Raw genomic sequence first — 18,524 nt, 5'->3', positions numbered from 1 at the left:
GCGTCGAGAACTCAACCACCTCACCAACCGCGCGTTGATCACTGTTCGCGACGCGGCGCGCTACTCCCATGCCTGAAACGGGGCGACATGAAGACCTACGTGACAAACAACGCGGCCACCGGCCGTCCCTCCACATCGGATCAACCGGCCTGGATCAGCGGCAAGCAGCGCGGCATCACGCGGCTGCGAGGCAGGAAGAGGAGCTTGCCCTATTTAGCACTCGGCGTCGTACTCGTGATCGCCTGTGCGGGAACGTTTCTGTGGATCTCGCTCACCGCGAATGATCGAAGGCCGGTGCTGGCGTTGAACCGGCCCGTAACCGTTGGGCATATCTTGACGCCGCAGGATCTCCAGCAGGTGAACGTGGCGGTCGATGCCGGCGTGCTCGTCGTGGATGCCGGGCAGGCCACCAGCGTGGTGGGCAAGACGATGGCCGTGAGCCTCTCGGCGGGCACCCTGCTCACGTCCGACTCGGTGGCGACGCCAGCGATTCCTGTTGCAGGACAGTCGATTGCTGCACTGGCGCTGAAGGCAGGCCAGTTCCCGGTCGAGGTGGGGACCGGAGCGCGGGTCTCCGTCGTGCTCGTGCCGAACGGCTCACAGCCGAGCGCGGTGGTCGCGGAGACGAGTACGAGCTGGCCTGGAGTGGTGACCAGCATGTCGTCACCAGCGAACGAGCAAGTCACGGTGGTGTCGGTACAGGTGGCAGAGGCCGCAGCTCGTCAGATCGCAGCGGTGCCGGCCGGGCAGCTGGCGCTCGTGCTCCTTCCGGGAGGTGGCCGGTGATGCTGGTCGCGGTTCTCAGCTTCAAGGGCTCCCCCGGCGTGACGACGTTCTCCGTCGCGCTCGCAGCGCGATGGCCGGCTCCAGCCCGAGTCGTTCTGGTCGAGGCGGATCCGTCCGGCGGCGACATCGCGACGCGCTTCTCCCTCCCGCCGTCGCCTGGCCTGCTGAGCCTCGCCGCGGACGTGCGCAGCGGCAAGCCGGACCCTTCGTTGCTGTGGCACCACGCGCAAGCACTCCCTGGCGGACTGCCGGTCATCGCCGCACCACCTGACGCCGACCAGGCAAGAGCGGCGTTGCTGGCCTTGGCGCCGAACTCCACGTACACGGTTTTGAAGTTGGCGGCGCACACTTCCGGCAACGTGGTGATCGTCGATTGCGGCCGGATCGACCACGGCTCGCCGGCGATGGGAATCGTGCGTGAAGCAGACGTGCTGGTGCTGCTCACCCGCGCGCACGCCGACCACCTCGCCCACCTGGCTCGCAAGCTGCCTGCGGTCGGCCAGTGGGCGCCTCGGCCGGTGCTGCTGCTGGTCGGCGACGGCTACTCCACAGCAGAGGTCGGGCGCGAGCTCGGTGTTCCGCCCCTTGGTCGCGTCCCTCACGATTCGCTGGGTGCCGCGGTCCTGTGTGGACGCCGACCGCGTTCCCGATGGAGCCGTGGCGGGCCATCACATTCCGCTCTAGGCCGTTTCGCGAACAAGGTCGCGGCGTCGCTTGCCGCGACGCCGAGCCAACTACGGCTCGAGCACGACGTGCTTGCCGTACCGCGGGTCAGCGAGCCTCAGAACGTGCAAGGCGGTGTCTCGCCATGACCTTGACCCAAGAACCCATCGACGGAGCGGCGGAACGGCTCCGGCAGCGGCTGCGTGATGTCCTCGCAGTCGAGCTACCGCGTCAGCTCGACGGCCACCGCGGTGGAGTCTTCGCGTCCGGCGAGGCCAGGCGACAGCTGGTACGACCGATCGTCAACGACGCACTCCGCGAGCACAACGAAGCCGAGCTCACCGCCAACCACGTCCTCGTGCCGCCCGACATCGAGCAGCAAGTGGTCGACCAGGTCCTCAACGAGATGTTCGGGCTGGCGGGCCTGCAGCCACTCCTGGACGACCCGACGATCGAGACGATCAACGCCAACCGCTTCGACCGTGTGGTCGTCCAGCACACCGACGGTCGTCGCGAGCACGCCGCACCGATCGCCTCGTCCAACGAGGAATTGACGGACCTCGTCCGGTTGCTCGCGGCACGCGCATCCAGCCAGGAGCGTCGATTCGACCTCGGATCTCCGGCGGTGAATCTGCAGCTGCCGGGCGGAGAACGACTGTTCGCCGTGATGGGCCTGACGGCAGACGGGGTGACCTCGTTGTCGATTCGCCGGCACGGCTACCTCACGGCGACGCTGCCGCAGCTCCGCGAGCGCGGCACCATCGATGCCGGCCTGCGGGAGTTTCTGCGCGCACTCGTGCGCGCCAGGAAGAACATTCTCATCACCGGAGGCGCCTCGGCCGGAAAGACGACGATGCTGCGGGCGCTGGCCGCGGAGATGGATCCGATGGAGCGGCTGGTCACCATCGAGGACGCCTTCGAGCTCGGGCTGGAGCGCGACCCGAACATCCACGCGGACGTGACGGCCCTGCAATCCCGTGAACCGAACGTGGAAGGTGCTGGTGCGGTCTCGCAGGCCGAGTTGGTGCGTTGGGGTCTGCGGATGTCGCCGGACCGGGTCATCGTCGGCGAGATCCGCGGACCCGAAGTCATCCCGATGTGCAACGCCATGTCCCAGGGCAATGACGGGTCGATGGCCACGCTGCACGCTTCCAGCTCGCGCATTGCCTTTACCCGCCTCGCTTCCTACGCCGCACAGGGCGCCGAACGGCTGTCTCTTGAAGCCACCGCTTTGCTCGTGGCCAGCGCCGTTCATTTCGTGGTGCACCTGGTCCGCGGCACCGACAAGACCACCCGCGTGGTGTCGTCCATCCGCGAGGTCGTCGACGCCGACGGGCCTCAGATCGTCTCCAACGAGGTCTATCGACCTGGGCCAGATCGTCGCGCTCAACCTGTTCCTGGGGCGCTGCGCACCGAAACGCTCGACGACCTCGTCGACGCCGGTCTCGACCCCGTCGTGCTGGACAACCCAGAAGGGTGGTGGCCGCGGTGAGCATCAGCACCGGTGTCGCAGCTCTGCTCGGTGTTGGAGTCGGCGTGGGCGTGCTCTTGGTCGTCGCCGGCTGGCGCGGCACAGATCGACGCCGGCCGAACCGCACGCGGCGCCGCGAGGACGCGGCTCATCGTCAGCGGCTCCTGGTCCGTCTCGGTCTCGGCATCGCCGTTGGAGCGATGGCTGGCGCCGCCACGGGTTGGTTCGCCGGGGCGGTCATCGCGGGACTGGCCTGTTGGGCGGTTCCTGGTGTGCTCAGGGGCGACCCCGAGCACAAACGGCGGGTCACACGAATCGAGGCGATCGCGACCTGGACGGAGATGCTGCGCGACACGCTCGCCGCGGCATCCGGGCTGGAGCAGGCGATCCTGTCGACATCGTCACTGACCCCCGCGCCCATTCGCGAGGACGTCGCAGAACTCGTCGCCCGGCTCGAAGGTGGGGAGCGCCTCGCACCCGCGTTGCGCGGTCTAGCTGACCGCCTCGGCGACCCGACCGGCGACCTGGTGATCGCCGCGCTCGTCAAAGCCGCCGAACAGCAATCGCGTCAGCTCGGCAATCTGCTCGGTGCTCTCGCTCAAACCGCTCGAGAGCAGGTGTCGATGCGGATGCGGGTCGAGGCGGGCCGGGCACGCACCCGCACCTCCGTGCGGGTGATCGTGAGCACCACGCTCGCATTCGCGGTCACCGTCGTACTGATCAACCGTGACTACCTCGCGGCGTACGACTCGATGTTCGGCCAACTGGTGCTGCTCGGTGTCGGGTGCCTGTTCGCCGTCGGCTTCGCATGGCTGGCCAAGATCTCGCGCGCGCCCGAGCCAGCGCGGTTTCTGACCGCAGATCGGGAGGTGTGACGTGATCACCGCGCTTCTTCTGGGAATCGGGCTCGGGCTGGGTCTCTGGGCACTGATCGTCTGGGCGATCCCACCACGCCCATCGCTTCACGCGGTCCTGACGCGCGCCGCGAGCACTCCATCATCTACCCCGCTTCTGATCGCGGGGAGGACTGGCTGGGCCAACCGGCTCAGTGCCCCTCTACTGGCCGTGGGCCTGCCCGGCGAACGGATCCGGCGCGACCTGGCGGCGATCGGCCGTCCTGTTGGAGCACACCTGACGGAGAAGGCGACGCTCACCATCGTCGGCTTGCTCGCACCGGTTCTGCTGCACGGTCTGCTGATCGTGGCCGGCGTCAATGTCGGCATCAACATTCCTGTCATCGCCGCGATCGTGCTCGCCGGTGCCGGATTTCTGTGGCCCGACTTGCGAGTACGCGCGGCGGCCGCACGGCTTCGAACGGGATTCCGCCACGGCCTGTCGTCCTATCTGGATCTCGTGTGGATCACCTTGGCCGGCGGAGCGGGCGTGGACAGTGCTTTGCACGACTCCGCAGCAGTCGGTCAGGGCTGTGCGTTCGCTCAGATCCAACGAGCGCTGGCTGCCGCGACGCTGACGCGAAGCACTCCGTGGGCAAGGCTGCACCAGCTCGGTGAGGAGCTCGGCGTGACCGAACTCGCCGAGCTGGCGGCGTCGGTCAGTCTCGCCGGCACTGAAGGGGCCAAGGTCCGCGCGAGCCTTGCCGCGAAAGCCGCAGCGCTTCGTGCACACCAGCTCTCGAACGCGGAAGCCGAAGCGCAGTCAGCAACAGAGCGGATGTCTCTGCCCGTGATGGTCCTGCTGCTCGGCTTCCTCACGTTCATCACGTACCCGGCATTGACCCAAGTCCTCAACGGGCTGTGACGGATTCTCATACCAGGCAAGGAGAAGGAGAATGATCAGGTTCTACTGGAAAGCCCTGCTGAAGGTCATGCGCACGCGTTTCGCGCTGCTGCGCCAGGTTCCGGACGCCGGATACGTGAGCGAGTGGGTGCTGCTGACAGCCTTGCTGATCTCGGCTGTTCTCGTCGTCGCGGGCATCTTCGTCGCGAAGATCATCGCCAAGGCCAACGGGATCGAGCTATGACCACCAGCTGGTTGCAGTCGATCCGCGCGAACGATCGCGGCGCGGCAAGCGCGGAGCTGGTGATCGCGGCGCCGCTGGTGCTGCTGATCTTGATGGCCATCGTCCAGTTCGCCTTGTGGTCCCACGCCACGCACATCGCACAGGGGGCCGCCGCAGAAGGGCTTGCTGCCTCGCGGGTCCAGGGTGGCACCGCGGCTGATGGCATGTCGGCAGCACGACGACTTCTTAATCAACTGGCCCGTGGTCCGCTCACTGACGGGAACATCAGCTCCGAACGCGGCGCCGTTTCTGCGTCGGTGCGGATAACTGGAACCGCGACCGCGGTCGTGCCGTTCGTGCGGCTGCCTGTGCACGCCGAAGCTGCCGGACCCGTCGAGCGGTTCATACCGAATGTCGAGGCTCGCTGATGAGCGGCGTGGCGAGGTGGCGCGACGATCGCGGCTCGGTGGCCGCGGAAGTCACCTTGGTGGCACCGGTTCTGATCATGCTACTGGTGTTCGTCGGTGTCGTCGTCCACCGCGGCGTTGACGCCCGGCTGCGGATCAACGACGCCGCGCACCAGGCCGCACGAGCCGCCAGCATCGAACGCACCAGCGCCAGCGCGAACTCCGCCGCACAGACCGCCGCCACGGCCGCGCTGTCGAGCGCTGGTGTCACGTGCCGAGCGCTACAAGTGGAGACCGTCAGCGGCGGCCTCAGCCCCGGCGGCACCATCACCGTCGCGGTCTCCTGCACGGTCGACTTCGGCGACGCGCTCATCCTCGGCGTACCAGGGCGCAAACGCTTGTCCTCCACAGCAAGCCAGCCCGTCGACACGTGGCGCTCAACCGGAGGCAGAGGATGACAGCGTTCATCGCATCGATCATGATCGCGCTCCTCGCGCTCACCGGACTCGTACTCGACGGCGGCTCGGCACTCGCAGCCAAGGTGCGAGCCAACGGCCAGGCCGAAGCCGCCGCACGCGCTGGAGCCCAAGCGATCGACCTCACGACGTACCGCACGAACAACCGGCTTCAGCTGATGCCAGCTCACGCCGCCGCCAACGCGCAGAACTTCCTCACCAGCGTGGGCGCCACAGGGGCCGTCACGGTCGCCGGCAACACCGTCACGGTCACGGTCACCACCTCGCAGCCCACTCAGTTGCTCGGACTCATCGGCATCTCCAACCTCAGCGTCCACGGCACTGGCAGCGCCCTCCCGCAGCGGGGCGTGATGACGATCGATCCGTGATCCGGCGCTACCAGCGTCGCAGCCAAGGAGGGAAACACCATGGCAACGCCCGAAGAGATCAAGAACCGTGTGGACGAATTCGACTCCGCCCGCAGCGCTCGGAGGAAGGCAGCAGCGCACAGGGTGAGCGAGCTGGCGGTGCGGCACGACGAACTGGCTTCCGAGGTCGACGAGATCAAACGAACGCTGGCTGAGGTGCTCGCCGAGTACAGCGACGTGATCACCGTGGAGGAGCTCGCGCGGTTCACCGAGGTGCCGGCATCCCGCCTCGAGCAGTGGCGGGACGGCTTGAAGCCGGGCCGCGGCAAGAGGCGCCGGGCAAGCTCGCGCACACCGGCCGTTCGGGAGAGCACCCACCACGTAGCACCAGCGAGCCCTGCCGTCGGTTCGATCGACCCCAAGCCGACCGCGGCCCTGCGAGCTGCGGACGAACGGATCGTCGCTGAGGTGAGTTGACATGGCCGGGGTGCACCCGCGGTTAGCACTCACCCTCGTCGCTCAGGCGGTACGAGGGTTGGTGGCCGCCGTGATGCTGGTGGTGCTCGTCATCGCGCTGCCGTGGGCCTTGTGGCACTACGTCGGCTGGCCGCTGCCCCACCACATCCCGACACGGGACGAGGTCGAAGCGGTGCTGCTGGGGCCAATGACCGCAACGTTCCTGCTCGATCTCCTGGCCTGCATCGCTTGGCTCGCTTGGGCGTGGTTCATAGTCGATGTCCTTCGCTTCGCCGGCCAGGCAGTACGAGACGGCGTTCACGACGTCCAATGGCGGCAGGTCTCGCGACGCGGTCCCGTGCACGCGCTAGCGGCAGTGCTGATCGGCACCGTCCTGATGTCCATCGCGAGCAACCGCGTCGCACACTCTCAGCCGGGCGTGGTCGAGCTCTCCTCCGTGGTCGAGCAGGTCGAACCGCGCCCGGCTCCAACAGCCGTCGTTCGCGCCCACGACTCGTTATCGCTCATTTCCGAACGCACCTTCGGCACCCAGATGCGTTGGCCGGAGATCTTCGAGCTCAACAAGGGCCAGGCTCAACCGAATGGCAGGCCGTTCACGAACCCGGATCTAGTCTTCCCCGGCGAGGTGCTCCGCCTGCCCGCAGACGCCCTTCCGCCCGTCGCCCAGCCCGAGGAGCTACCTTCGCCTCCCGAACTGCCGGACTCGCCACCGACAACAGCTTCACCGGCAGTTGAGGTGCCGCCGGCCTCGGCCGATGCGGAACCTGCGATCAGCTGGGGGACGGAGTTCTACGCCGGTCTGGGACTTGCCGCGGCGGTGAGTTCGGCGCTGGCGGTCGCGCGCCGTCGGCACCGCCGTCGCTACCAGCCGGGCAGTGGCCGACGTGACGACCTCGACATCCCGGTCGCACCCGTGGTCTACCGGCTCCAGCTGGCGCACCTGCGCGCCGAGCAGCACGACGAGGTCGGACCTGACGACGCCGCGACTGATGTGCCGCCGCCAACGTCGGCAAAGCTGGGCACACGCGACGGTCGCGAGGTCGCCCTGGACGTCGCGGCCGCCCGCGGTCTCGGTCTGGTTGGCCCCGGCGCCACCGCGGCCGCCCGCGCCTTGCTCGTCACCGCACTGACCACGAACCATCTGGCGACGTCGGCCGGGACGAGACTGCTCGTCCCGGTCGACGACCTTCCGCTGTTGCTGGGATCCGGCGTTGACCGCACTCACATGCCGGCGTCTGTTCTGGTCATGGGCAACCTCGACGAGGCACTGAACCCGCTTGAGACCGACGTTCACGACGAGCGCCAGGATCCTCGGCCAGCCACGATGCTGATCGCGCGCGCATCGCAACCCGATCATGACCGCCTGAGCCGCGTTCTGGCCAGTGGCACGTCCTCCGGTGTTGTTGGCGTCCTTCTTGGACAGTGGCAGACAGGCGTCACCGCGTACGTTCGAGCAGACGGCACCATCTCCGCCACGAGCCCTGGCGCAGGTGAGGCGCTGCGAGGCACGAAGGTCTTCCGTGTAGGGGCCGAGGATGCACTGGCCTTGCTCGATCTGCTGCACCGCGCGCAGCCGGATTCACCACCGGTATCTGCGAACGCGCACGCCGCATCCCCGCACGTCGCAGACCTCGAAATCGTCGACCGGCACCCGGCAGCGCAAGAACAACCATCTGCCCGTCCAGCCGCGACCGCGGACGCGGTTGCGGGCGAACCGGACCAACTCGACGCCCGGATCCACCTGACCGTCCTCGGCCGGCCTCAGGTGTTCTGGAGCCCTCAACACGGCAGCAAGGTTGAGATCACCAGCGCGTTCCAGCCGCGTCTACGTGAGCTGCTCACCTTCCTGGGCTTGCACCCCGACGGCGTTACACGCGAGTCGCTCATCAACGCACTGTGGATCGACAGCCCAACCGCAAGGACCACGAGCGCACTGAACACCGCGCTGTCGCGGCTGCGAAGTGCGCTGGGCAAGGCCACAGCCGGCAACGTCAGCGACTTCCTCCTTACCGAGAACGGCAACTTCGGACTCGACCCGAGCGTCGTCGACGTGGACTACTGGAGGTTCGACCGCGCCGTGACACGGCGCCGCTTCGCCAAGACCCTGCGGGAGCGGGTGGGCGCCAACCGCGACATCGTCAACCACTACGCCGGCCCGCTTGCCGACGGAATGTCCGCGGACTGGCTGGAATCCGCACGCGAGGCTGTCCGCCGCGACGCACTCGATGCCGTGTCCGATCTGGCTCGCGCGCTGGTCGACGACGCTCCGGAGGAGACGCTGGAACTGCTGGAGATCGCGCGCGCATTTGACCCGCACAACGAACTTCTCTACCGCGACATCATGCGACTGCAGGAACGCCTCGGACGCCTGGACGCCATACCCCGCACCCTTGCCCTGCTGACAAGACGACTCACAGAAGTAGACGACGCACCCACACCGCAGGCAATCGAGCTGGCCGCCCGGCTGCAGCAACGCCACGACACAGTGCCCAAAGCCGCCTCATAAAGGCCTGGTCGACACCATACCCGAGACACAGGAAGTTCTTTTCCAAGAATGGTACCGTCCTAACGGCAACACGCACCGAGCCCGCAACCTGTACGAGAAGGCCCGAACATGACAAAGAAAGAATCTTCACGCACGACGCAGTTCTTCGGGCAGGTGCCGTCTCGCTTCCACCAACCCACCGCTGCTCGGAGACCGCATGCTGCCGGTTAGCAGGGCGACGCCGGTTCACATGGGGGATCAGGTTGGGGCTCACACGGAGGATCAGGTTAGGCAACGCCCTCGCGTGCCTCACGGAAGCGCTGATCAGGCCACGCAAGGGGGATCCGATGGTATCCCCGACTCGCTTGACCACAAGCAGGGTGACACATCGGGGCGGCGGTCTGGCGGACCCCATCGACGATCCGCCCCTCACTTGACCGGGCCACTCCCCGATCCCCACCACCACCTTGCATTTCTATTTCTATTTAAATCCCAATGGCATCTAACGATCCCGCATGTCAACCCACCCATTCGCCGTCACTCTCAATTTCAAACTCCCGCTTTCGCGAAACACGAAGTAAATTCAGTCCGTAAAGAGTCTTGAAATTCGCGTCATTTTCTATTGCGCGCGGCGTCCGTCGGAGCAATAATTGAATTGAAAGCGGAACCGGAAACTACACCGAATACCATGCCCGGCGCGAGCCATGTCCAACGCACGAACGGGGAATGTCATGTTCGACTTCAACGCCACCGCACCGTTTGTTGAAATCGAGAACGGCGCACCCGTGACGCGCTACCCGGTCACGTTCGACGGCCGCAAAATCACGGTTCACACGTCGGACGGGCCGCGCACCCGTACCCGCCGGAACTGTGGCGGGTACGCGACGGCTGCCGTGTTGCGTGCGATGGGGTTCAACGATCTTTGCGCGGCCATTGCGGGTGAGGGCGATGACGAAAAGATCTTGTGTTTTACGACCGCCCGCGTTGCCCACTAACCCCCCGGATTCGACGAACAAACCGCGAAAGGACATCGCGATGACCACGACCACCCCGGCACCCGCCGTCCCGGCGGCCCGATTGCGCAACGGCGAACTCCGCGCGATGGTCGCCAAGGTCCTCTCCGACAACGCGGGCACCGCGTTGACCCCGCGCGCGATCGCTAACACGCTCAACCGTTCGTCCGGTGCGGTAGGCAATGCGTGCAAAGCGTTGGTGGATCAGGGAAAAGCCGAAGTCCGTCCGGATCCGCCGCTGGCATATCGCGCGACCGCGACGACGGCATCGGTTGCCGCGTCTACCATCACGCCCGCGCCACCACTGCCCCCGCGCACACGACGCACGAAACGCGGCACCCTGTCCGGGCCTTCCACCGCCACGCCAGTCAACACGGGCGCACCCGCTACCACGTCGAGCACTGTCTCCGGCCCGGTGTTGCGTCCCAACGGAACGGAGTACCACCCGCGTTTGCTGTCAGGGATGCCCGACGTGATCGCGTTGCAGCGGTTGCGGGAAGCCGGAGTTTCGGCGCTGTTCTACGGCCCGCCCGGTACGGGCAAGACGTCGGTGGTGGAGGCGGCGTTCCCGGACTGCATAACGGTTCAGGGCGACGGTGACACGGTGGTCGCCGATTTCGTGGGCGACTACACCAAAACGCCGGACGGCGAGTTCGTGTTCGTGCACGGTCCGCTGGTTCGGGCGATGCGTGAGGGTGCGGCGTTGTTCATCGATGATGCCACGCTGATTCCGCCGACCGTCCTGGCCGTCGTCTACCCCGCCATGGATGGACGACGTCAGATCGTGATCAAGGCTAACGGCGGTGAAATCGTTGATGCCGCACCGGGTTTTTACGTGATCGCAGGCCACAATCCCGGAGTGCACGGCGCGGTGCTCACCGATGCCCTAGCGTCCCGGTTCTCCGTGCAGGTTCAGGTGTCCAGCGACTACGAACTGGCCGAACAGCTCGGGGTCGATCGCAAAGCCGTGCGGGTGGCGCGCAACCTGTCGACGCGCCAGGAACGTGGCGAGGTCGGCTGGGCACCGCAACTGCGTGAACTGTTGGCGTTCAAGAAGATCTCGGCCGTGCTGGGTGTCGACGCTGCCGCCGGAAACCTCGTGGGTATCGCCCCGGAGGAGGACCGCGCCACCGTCGCCGCCGTGGTCCGGGACACGTTCGGGCGCACGGTCGAACCGCTGGCCCTAGGTGCCCGCGTCACCGCAAAGCCCTGACACGACAACAACTCGGACACGTGCCGCCGCGAAAGGACGTCAGACCATGAGCACCCACTTCACCTCCAGCCCGGACGCCACCGCCATCTTCCCCAGCCGCCCCGAGTGGCTGGCCCTGTCCACCGCGTTCGCCGATGAGGTGCCCGTGATCGCCGACCGCGACGACCTGATCGTCACCGTCGCACCCGGTGCTGGCGGGGGTGCCCCTGCCTGTTTCTACCCCGCACGTGCCCTGATCGAAGTTGACGGCAGCCACCTCGGTGTTGACCCCGCGACCGTGGACCCCGCGAACCTGTCCGACCGTCCCCGCTACGCCTCCGCCTGGGGTGCGCTGACCCACGAGTGCGGACACGCGAAACACACCGTGTGGGAACCCCCGGAAGACGCGCCACCGGGTGTGGTAGCCGCCGCCATGCTGCTGGAGGAGTGCCGCATGGAAGGCGCGCAGGTTCGCCGCCGCCCCGACGACAGGCACTGGCTTCGCGCGTGTGTGAAGGACATCGTCGCCGCCGACCTGCACCTGTACGCCGATCCCGCTACCGCCCCGCAGATGACTCCCGCGCATGCCGCACACACGGCCGCGCTGCTGTTGGGACGGGCGGACGGAGGCGTGCTCACCCGCGCCGAGGTCGCCCCCGTCGCGCGGGTCATCGAAGATGTACTCGGCGCGGACACGCTGAACAAGCTACGGACGTTGTGGCGCAAGGCATTGCGCACCGCCGATGATGACGGCGAGACCATGCTCGATCTCGGTCGGCAGTGGTGCGAGGTCCTCGGCACCGACCCTGCAGACCCGGACCCCGGTGGCGCACCGGATCCGTCCGGGACCGCCGACCCGTCCGGCGCAGCCGCCGCACCGTCACCGTTGGCGGGTGCGATCGCCGCCGTACTCAACGGTGTGGCCGAACGTGTGGCGCGCGAGAAGGCGCCCGAAGACCCTGCCGCCATCGCCGCCGCCGCGAACGCGCGGGAGAACGCCGCAGGCAAAGCTGCGCAAGAAGCGGCGCACCTGGTGTTCAACGTCGGCGGTCCTCGCACCGGTACCACCGAAACGGCGGGCACCCGCCCACCCACGCCGCAGGAACGCACCGCAGCGCGAGTGCTGGCACGCGCGTTGGACACCGCTGGCATCCAGGAGCGCGTCGCCGTGCGATCGGCGTCCGATGTTCCACCGGGGCGAGTGCTTATGCGTGGCGTGCGTACGGCGGAAGCCCAGCTGGCCGCCGGGGCGTTCGTGACCGCTGACCAGTTCACCCGCATCACCCGCACGCCCGTGCCGATTCCGCCGCTGCGTGTCGGAATCGCGTGCGACGTGTCCGGTTCGATGCGTTGGGCCAGCGAACCCGTGGCATCAGCGGCATGGATCCTGGCCAATGCCGCGCGGCACACCAACGTGCCCGCCGAAACCGCCACCGTGATCTTCGGCCACCATGTTCGCCCGCTGACCTATCCCGGCAAACCACCGGTGCGGGTCACCGAGTTCGCCGCCAACGACAACTGGGAAGACATTCCCACCGCACTCGACGCCCTGGACGGTGCGCTCGGGCTGTCCCGCCCCGGTGCCGCGCGGCTGATCGTGATCATTTCCGATGGAAAGTTCCGCGATGCGCCACTCCGCAACGGGCAGAAGAAGCTCGATCGGCTGCGGGCCAGCGGATGTGCCGCACTGTGGCTCGCCTCTCGCGACACAGACGTCCCACTCGCCGGAGCGACGTTCCACGTGCTGACCGACCCCGCCACCACCGCGCGCGCCATCGGGCAGGCCGCAACCGCCGCACTGCGCCGCATCCGCTAGCCCTACACACCTGGAGACGATCACCATGGACCAGCCTGTCGCAACCAAACCAGGACTCGCCGAGCGCGCTGTGCGTGCCGCACGCACCCAGCGCGTCTGCCAGAGCTTTCAACGCCGCCACGACAGCCCCGAACAGTGGAACCGTTGGACGCGTCACGCCCGCGTCGCCCGTACCGCAGCGGCAGCACTGCAGGTGCCCCTGGACGCGGTGACCGTGCTCGACGACCCGTTTCGGCCCTATAACACCCGCGACGCCGGACAGGTGCCCGGTGACCTGATCGTCGTCACCGACCCGGACACGCAGGACCGATGGGCGTTCATCCCCGACCTCAGCGCCCCCGGCGAGGCATGGCTGCTGCTGGACCGCTGCCCCGGATGCAACGGCGAAGTCCCGGTAGCCCGCATCGCCATCCTCGCCGATCTCGGCGACTACCTCGAACCCGGTGGCTACGTCTGGCCCATCGGCGACGCACGCCATGATCCCGCACACCAGCACGACTGCACCTTCACCGCGCGGGACCACGACTGAACGAACGAACACGCAACCGAAGGAGATCGTTGTGGCACAGCGAGATGTGATCGAGTACGCAGTCCGTCGGTTCACCGACAACGGCTGCCAGGTGACGTCGGTCATCGCCGACCCCGCCGACGCGCAGCAAGTCCTGTACGGCACCGTCACCCGCGATGGGAAGCTCGTCGGCAGCTACTACTGCGCCGACGGAGCCCGCCAATTCACGTGGCGCGTCATCACCGCCGACGGACACCACCTGTGCACCGACGACGCGCCTCTGGACATCGACTTCGAAGGCCACGCCGTCTACGCGCTCACAACCCTCGTCGAGGAAGGCCGGCGCGAGCCCGCCGAGCCGCCGGACGACAACGCGACCTCTCCGCGGCAATGAGGCCCTTGCGATGACCACGACCGCGGACTTCTATGACGGAGTTGGACCTCACGCTGTCTGGGTCGGCTCGCTCCAGGGCGACGCCACACCAGAAGCTATCCGCCTCGTCGCCTGCGGGCGACTGCTCCTGAACGCGACCGACCCGTTCACCTACGTCGAAGCTGTCAGCGACCTGCTCGACGTGTGGGCCGACGAGGACTACGGCCACGGGTACCACCCGCGCGACGGCTGGCCGTGGTTGTGGCCGGACAGCCGTGGCACCGACTGGGTGTTCAGCTTCACCAACGGCCACGTGTCCCTGACCACCGGGGAAGCGTGGCGGCCCACCTACCCGGCTCGGAGCCAGGAGCACGAGCGCCAACGATGACCGATGGCAACTCCCCACAGCATCAGGACCTCCGTCTTCTCTACTTCGCCGAGCGCTGCCCGGACTGCACGGTCGAGATCGGTGACGAGCACGATTACAACGACGAGGACGGCGGGTGCGACGTCGCACGGTGCCTCGTAACCGGGCTACAGCGGCTGATGTGCGGTCTGGACCACGATTGCGGCCGTGATGTGTGGACTGGCTGGCCTCCGGGACACCTCGACTGCGAACGGCTTGGCTGGATGTTCGGTCCCGGGCTCCCCGACCTCGCCCGCCTCTACACCGAGGCGACCTGGGATGCCGAACAACAGCTTTGGATGCCACCCGCCTAGTCCTGCCCCGCGTTCATCCACTGTCTAAACAAGACAGTCATCTTTGTTGGGTGATGGCTTGACTTCCTCCGGGTGACGAAGCGTCCATAGAGGCATAGACCCACTCACCACAAAACGAATCGGGGATTGCCATGCCTAGCAAGACTGTTCGCCAGAGCAGCAAGATCAATGCCAAGCGCAGCAAGACTTCTGTCATCAAGGGCACCAGCGTGGCCAACACCGCATCGGGCACCATGCCGAAGGCGGAGGACAAGTTGTGGTCGGTTCTGCGCGACAATCCCGGTAGTACGACCGCCGAGCTGGCCGACAAAGCCGAGATCGGCAAGTCCACCGCAGCACGGTTCCTCGCCAAGTGGGCGACCGATGGCAGCGCCGCCAGGACTCCGGGCACGGGGCCGCGCGGCGCAGACACCTGGGCGGTCCCCGTCGATGTTCCGCCGGTCGAAACTACGGCCGAGGAGAACACGTCAGGCGCCGACCCCACCACGTCCACGCTCGCCGACGCCGCGCCCCCGGACGACGGATGCCCCATCGTGGAGCCTGACGAGGCCACGACCGAGTCGGTATCGCGGCGACTTCCGCCCGGTGGGCTACATGGCATGGTCGAGGACTTCCTGCGCGCCCACCCCGGCGAGGAGTTCGGGCCTGGCGCGATCGCCAAGGCCCTCGACAGGTCCTCCGGTGCCGTGAGCAACGCGTTGGACAAGATGACCGCGTCCCGACTCGTGGTGCAGACCTGTCCCAAACCGAAGCGTTTCCAACTCGCGCCTGCCGAGCGCAATGAGGCCAAGAAGTAGGAAGCTGTTCCGCGAGCACAGGTGCCCCGATCGCGTGATCAGGCACCTGTGCTCAATGAGTGCGTATGTAGGCTCGCGGGGTGATCGACTCCTCGCGCATCGGTTGCGCGATCTATGTCCCAGGCATGAGCAGCTACACCCTCGAGCCGTTCGTGGTCGACGACAAGTGGTTCCTGCACCACCTAACGACGGAGAACCTGTTCATCCCATTCGTGTTGCCGGACGGGTGGAAGGACACCTGGGACGAAGACCCCACGTCCCTATCCGGAGACACCGCGTCCTTCGACGAAGCGGTGATGCTGGCCAACTGCATCTCGTACGACCATGAAGTTCCAACGGTGGTGCAGCCGTTCGCAGACGGGCGTGCACCGTCATACGACGCGGTCGGTTTCCCCAGGAAGTGGATTGATCCCGGCAAGTCATACGCCGAGGCTCTAATCACCGCGTCGGAGGCCGCCGTCGACGTGCGCTTCACCGATTGCCTGCGGTTCCGCTATTCGGACGACTCGCTGAACGAGTTCGGCGGCCGCTTCCAAGGCAAGGCCGAACCGCTGGCGATGTACGGGATGGCGCTGCGCCAGGTAGATCTCTTGGCCGAGTACCTATGCCTGTACCGCATCTGTGAGTGGGCCGACGGCGTGAACGGCAAGAAGTTCATCAACAACAACGTCGATGCGATCGCTGGTCACGACTTCGGCGAGCTGTGGCTGGAACATCTCACGCTGGAACGCGAACGCCCGAAGCGCAACGTGTTCGAGGAGTACCAGGAGCGCGCTGTTGGACGTCTGGAGGCGCTGCGGACGGGCGGAGAGGAAGACATCGGCAAGTATCTCTATGGCTTCCGCAATGGCCTGGCACACGGCAAGTCGGACCTGCTTGTGCAGGACTTCGGTGCCAGCGTCGATCGGGTCGCGCAAGAACTGCCCCTACTGCGTCTCCTATGCCGACTGGCGATCGCAGGCTGACCGGAGGGCCGCAGCCACTCATCAAGCCACCTGAGCGGAGAACCACGGCCGAGTCGCTCCAGCGTAGTCGTCGCCGGGATACCGGTAGTTGTCGATCTGCACCGGTATGCCGAAGGTCGGTGCGTTGATCATCTTTCCGTTACCCAGGTAGAGACCGACGTGATGGATCTTCCCTGGGGTGCCGTAGAAGACGAGATCGCCTGGCAGCAGCGGCTGGCCTGCGGGCACGCGTGGCCCCATGTCGAACTGTTGCTGTGCGGTGCGGAGTAGCTTCACGCCCGCTGCCTCGTACGAGGTCATGGTCAGACCTGAGCAGTCGAAGCCCGTGTGCTTGTAGTCCGGACCGTTGCCACCCCAAACGTACGGCCAACCGAGGTGCTTGCACGCGTAGCTGATGGCCTTCATGGCAGTGGTGTTCAGCGTGACGACAGTGCTGCAGTCGCCGCTTCCAGTGCGGGCGGCGGCTTCGGCGTACTTCGTGGCTTGGTCGAGGACCTTGTCGACGTACCAGTTCGCGTGGTTGTAGGCGAAGATCGCGGCTCGCAGGTCACCGCGGCGAACTCCCTCGTCGCACAACAGGAAGGCTGCGGCGTGGATTGCGTCGTGCGGGTTGTACCGCGACGGCGGGTCGGCGCCTCCAGGTGGGATCCGGTGAGCCGCTACGACGTTGTTGAAGGTCGAGGCGAGGAACTGCATGGGTCCGCCGGCTCCGGCCGAGTTCTCGCCGTGATGTACGCCGGGCATCGTGGAGCGGCCGTGGTCGGTCTCGACCTTGCCGATGGCTGCCAGGACTGACCAATCCAGACCAGGGCAGCTCGGCGCAGCGGCGACGTAGAGCACGCAGTACTCGGGCGGGATGTCCGCAATCGCCACCGCGCAGTTCGCGGTCGAGGAGCCGCCGAACAACGCCTCGACCACGGCCTTGGCGCTGTAGCCGACCAGCACCGTCAGTGCGAGCAACAATGCCGCGATGCCAGCGGCGATCTTTGTGTGCACCTGGACTCAGCTCCTCGCTGGTGGGCTGGGACTGCCCGCAGAGGGCGGCATCGGTGCCGGCGGCGACGGCGTCGGGCGTGAGGATTCCGGGGCGCGCACCTCCTCGTCGTCACTGTTGCTGGGCGACAGCAAGTGGTTCCACGTCTCGGACAGGTCTGCGAGACGCTGCCGTTGGCTGGTTCCGGGCTTGGCATCCAGCGGAAGCCACACAGCGTCGGCAGGGCTCGGATGTGCCGAGGCAGGATCGAGCAGCGCCGCCGCGGCGGTGGCGACCGGCACGGTGCGTGGATCGTCGAGCTCCCGCCACACCTGTGCCAGGGCTCGGCGTGCGGCGGCTTCACGGCGGGAGGTGGGCAGCCAGATCAGCAGAGGAGTGGTGATTCCGCTGGCCTGCGCGAGAGCGGCGTAGCCGGCCAGCTTCCCGGCGAGCTTGGAGAGGACTTCGGTGCCGAAGTCGAACTCGAGGAACCACTCGAGCTGCCGGTCACCGTCGCGCCAGCGGCCGTAGCCGTCGGGTTTCACCAGGTCGCCGAAGTGCCTGGCACAGCGGGTCTCTGACCACCAGGCCGTCAGCTCCTCGGCCCGCTGTGATTGCCGGGCATGAGCAACCAGCGCGGCGAACCACTCGTTGACGCCGACTGTGTGCGCGAGCCGGAGGCTGTGGGCGATGCTGAAGGCCCGGTCGTGCCGGTAGCCCATCTCCTTGACGTCCAGCCCGTCCTCCGCAGCGAGCACGGCCGCGCCAGCAGGCGCAAGGACGTAGTGCATGGGTGCGGTGCCGACGGTGACGAAGGGCTGGAAGCGGTCGACCACGCCCCACGTGTAGAGCTCACGCAAGCGCAGCCGGCCGGACCGGAAGCTGGGAAAGGCCATCTCGGTGATCTGGTGCGAGGTGAGAACCCGGTGTTCCCAGAGCATCCGAGCGATCCACTTGTCGCGTGGCGTGAGCCGTCCAGCCAGTACGGCTTGGTGCTGCACGGTGTTCGCGACGCGTGACCTCGGCCGTGTGGGCTGGTGCCCGCGCAGCGTGCGCTGCTGGGTCGGATTGGTGATCATGATCTACGCCTCCGAG

At 66.9% G+C, this 18,524-nt stretch carries 22 protein-coding genes; 20 read left to right on the top strand and 2 right to left on the bottom strand.

Annotated elements, in window-relative coordinates:
• Nucleotides 1-87: 87 nt before the first annotated feature.
• The 20 genes from IEZ09_RS17385 to mauJ all read left to right on the top strand — a co-directional run bounded on the left by IEZ09_RS17385 (nt 88) and on the right by mauJ (nt 16,456).
• Entirely contained in the window at nt 88-786 is a 699-nt protein-coding gene (locus IEZ09_RS17385) for an SAF domain-containing protein (protein WP_189254755.1), read from the top strand.
• Complete coding sequence (locus IEZ09_RS17380) at nt 786-1,598, top strand: CpaE/TadZ family protein (RefSeq protein ID WP_189254754.1); 813 nt, start codon at nt 786-788, stop codon at nt 1,596-1,598. Before IEZ09_RS17385 ends, IEZ09_RS17380 begins: the two co-directional genes overlap by 1 nt.
• Nucleotides 1,595-2,941, top strand: a complete 1,347-nt coding sequence (locus tag IEZ09_RS17375; protein ID WP_189254875.1) for a TadA family conjugal transfer-associated ATPase — start codon at nt 1,595-1,597, stop codon at nt 2,939-2,941. Before IEZ09_RS17380 ends, IEZ09_RS17375 begins: the two co-directional genes overlap by 4 nt.
• Complete coding sequence (locus tag IEZ09_RS17370; RefSeq protein ID WP_229812651.1) at nt 2,926-3,795, top strand: type II secretion system F family protein; 870 nt, start codon at nt 2,926-2,928, stop codon at nt 3,793-3,795. Before IEZ09_RS17375 ends, IEZ09_RS17370 begins: the two co-directional genes overlap by 16 nt.
• Before the next feature lies 1 nt (nt 3,796).
• Complete coding sequence (locus IEZ09_RS17365; RefSeq protein WP_189254753.1) at nt 3,797-4,678, top strand: type II secretion system F family protein; 882 nt, start codon at nt 3,797-3,799, stop codon at nt 4,676-4,678.
• Nucleotides 4,679-4,709: 31 nt separating this feature from the next.
• Nucleotides 4,710-4,901 carry a hypothetical protein gene (locus IEZ09_RS17360; protein ID WP_189254752.1) on the top strand — a complete coding sequence of 64 codons (192 nt, stop codon included), beginning with the start codon at nt 4,710-4,712 and terminating at the stop codon, nt 4,899-4,901.
• Complete coding sequence (locus tag IEZ09_RS17355; RefSeq protein ID WP_189254751.1) at nt 4,898-5,308, top strand: TadE family protein; 411 nt, start codon at nt 4,898-4,900, stop codon at nt 5,306-5,308. The genes IEZ09_RS17360 and IEZ09_RS17355 overlap by 4 nt, the downstream gene beginning before the upstream one ends.
• Nucleotides 5,308-5,745 (top strand): TadE/TadG family type IV pilus assembly protein, encoded by a 438-nt coding sequence (locus IEZ09_RS17350; protein WP_189254750.1) that lies wholly within the window; start codon nt 5,308-5,310, stop codon nt 5,743-5,745. The genes IEZ09_RS17355 and IEZ09_RS17350 overlap by 1 nt, the downstream gene beginning before the upstream one ends.
• Nucleotides 5,742-6,131 (top strand): pilus assembly protein TadG-related protein, encoded by a 390-nt coding sequence (locus tag IEZ09_RS17345; RefSeq protein WP_189254749.1) that lies wholly within the window; start codon nt 5,742-5,744, stop codon nt 6,129-6,131. The genes IEZ09_RS17350 and IEZ09_RS17345 overlap by 4 nt, the downstream gene beginning before the upstream one ends.
• A gap of 39 nt (nt 6,132-6,170) precedes the next feature.
• Nucleotides 6,171-6,587, top strand: coding sequence for a hypothetical protein (locus IEZ09_RS17340; protein WP_189254748.1), 417 nt, complete (start codon nt 6,171-6,173; stop codon nt 6,585-6,587).
• Between the two features lies 1 nt (nt 6,588).
• A complete protein-coding gene (locus IEZ09_RS17335) occupies nt 6,589-9,093 on the top strand; it encodes an AfsR/SARP family transcriptional regulator (RefSeq protein ID WP_189254747.1) in 2,505 nt (834 codons plus the stop codon).
• A gap of 710 nt (nt 9,094-9,803) precedes the next feature.
• The gene (locus tag IEZ09_RS17330; protein WP_189254746.1) at nt 9,804-10,067 is read left to right on the top strand and encodes a hypothetical protein; all 264 of its coding nucleotides are present in this window, start codon (nt 9,804-9,806) and stop codon (nt 10,065-10,067) included.
• 40 nt (nt 10,068-10,107) lie between these two features.
• Nucleotides 10,108-11,298, top strand: a complete 1,191-nt coding sequence (locus IEZ09_RS17325) for an AAA family ATPase (protein WP_189254745.1) — start codon at nt 10,108-10,110, stop codon at nt 11,296-11,298.
• 46 nt (nt 11,299-11,344) lie between these two features.
• Nucleotides 11,345-13,093 carry a vWA domain-containing protein gene (locus IEZ09_RS17320; protein WP_189254744.1) on the top strand — a complete coding sequence of 583 codons (1,749 nt, stop codon included), beginning with the start codon at nt 11,345-11,347 and terminating at the stop codon, nt 13,091-13,093.
• Nucleotides 13,094-13,118: 25 nt separating this feature from the next.
• Complete coding sequence (locus IEZ09_RS17315; RefSeq protein ID WP_189254743.1) at nt 13,119-13,622, top strand: hypothetical protein; 504 nt, start codon at nt 13,119-13,121, stop codon at nt 13,620-13,622.
• A 31-nt stretch (nt 13,623-13,653) separates the two neighbouring features.
• Nucleotides 13,654-13,995 (top strand): hypothetical protein, encoded by a 342-nt coding sequence (locus tag IEZ09_RS17310; protein WP_189254742.1) that lies wholly within the window; start codon nt 13,654-13,656, stop codon nt 13,993-13,995.
• 10 nt (nt 13,996-14,005) lie between these two features.
• Nucleotides 14,006-14,362: a hypothetical protein gene (locus IEZ09_RS17305; RefSeq protein WP_189254741.1), complete on the top strand. Its 357-nt coding sequence runs from the start codon at nt 14,006-14,008 to the stop codon at nt 14,360-14,362.
• A complete protein-coding gene (locus tag IEZ09_RS17300; RefSeq protein ID WP_189254740.1) occupies nt 14,359-14,694 on the top strand; it encodes a hypothetical protein in 336 nt (111 codons plus the stop codon). Before IEZ09_RS17305 ends, IEZ09_RS17300 begins: the two co-directional genes overlap by 4 nt.
• Before the next feature lie 131 nt (nt 14,695-14,825).
• Entirely contained in the window at nt 14,826-15,491 is a 666-nt protein-coding gene (locus tag IEZ09_RS17295; RefSeq protein ID WP_189254739.1) for a hypothetical protein, read from the top strand.
• 80 nt (nt 15,492-15,571) lie between these two features.
• On the top strand, nt 15,572-16,456 hold the full coding sequence (gene mauJ / locus IEZ09_RS17290) for a methylamine utilization protein MauJ (protein ID WP_189254738.1): 885 nt from the start codon (nt 15,572-15,574) through the stop codon (nt 16,454-16,456).
• A gap of 21 nt (nt 16,457-16,477) precedes the next feature.
• Here mauJ and IEZ09_RS17285 read toward each other — a convergent pair whose 3' ends face one another.
• Together IEZ09_RS17285 and IEZ09_RS17280 are read right to left on the bottom strand one after the other, a co-directional pair.
• The gene (locus IEZ09_RS17285) at nt 16,478-17,452 is read right to left on the bottom strand and encodes a C40 family peptidase (RefSeq protein ID WP_229812650.1); all 975 of its coding nucleotides are present in this window, start codon (nt 17,450-17,452) and stop codon (nt 16,478-16,480) included.
• A 6-nt stretch (nt 17,453-17,458) separates the two neighbouring features.
• Nucleotides 17,459-18,508 carry a replication-relaxation family protein gene (locus IEZ09_RS17280; protein ID WP_189254737.1) on the bottom strand — a complete coding sequence of 350 codons (1,050 nt, stop codon included), beginning with the start codon at nt 18,506-18,508 and terminating at the stop codon, nt 17,459-17,461.
• Between the last annotated feature and the right edge of the window lie 16 nt (nt 18,509-18,524).

This window comes from Lentzea flava (genome assembly GCF_014648475.1).
Lineage (GTDB): Bacteria > Actinomycetota > Actinomycetes > Mycobacteriales > Pseudonocardiaceae > Lentzea > Lentzea flava.
Note: the sequence above shows the minus strand (reverse complement) of the source record. Positions and strands in the feature narration are given on the sequence as shown.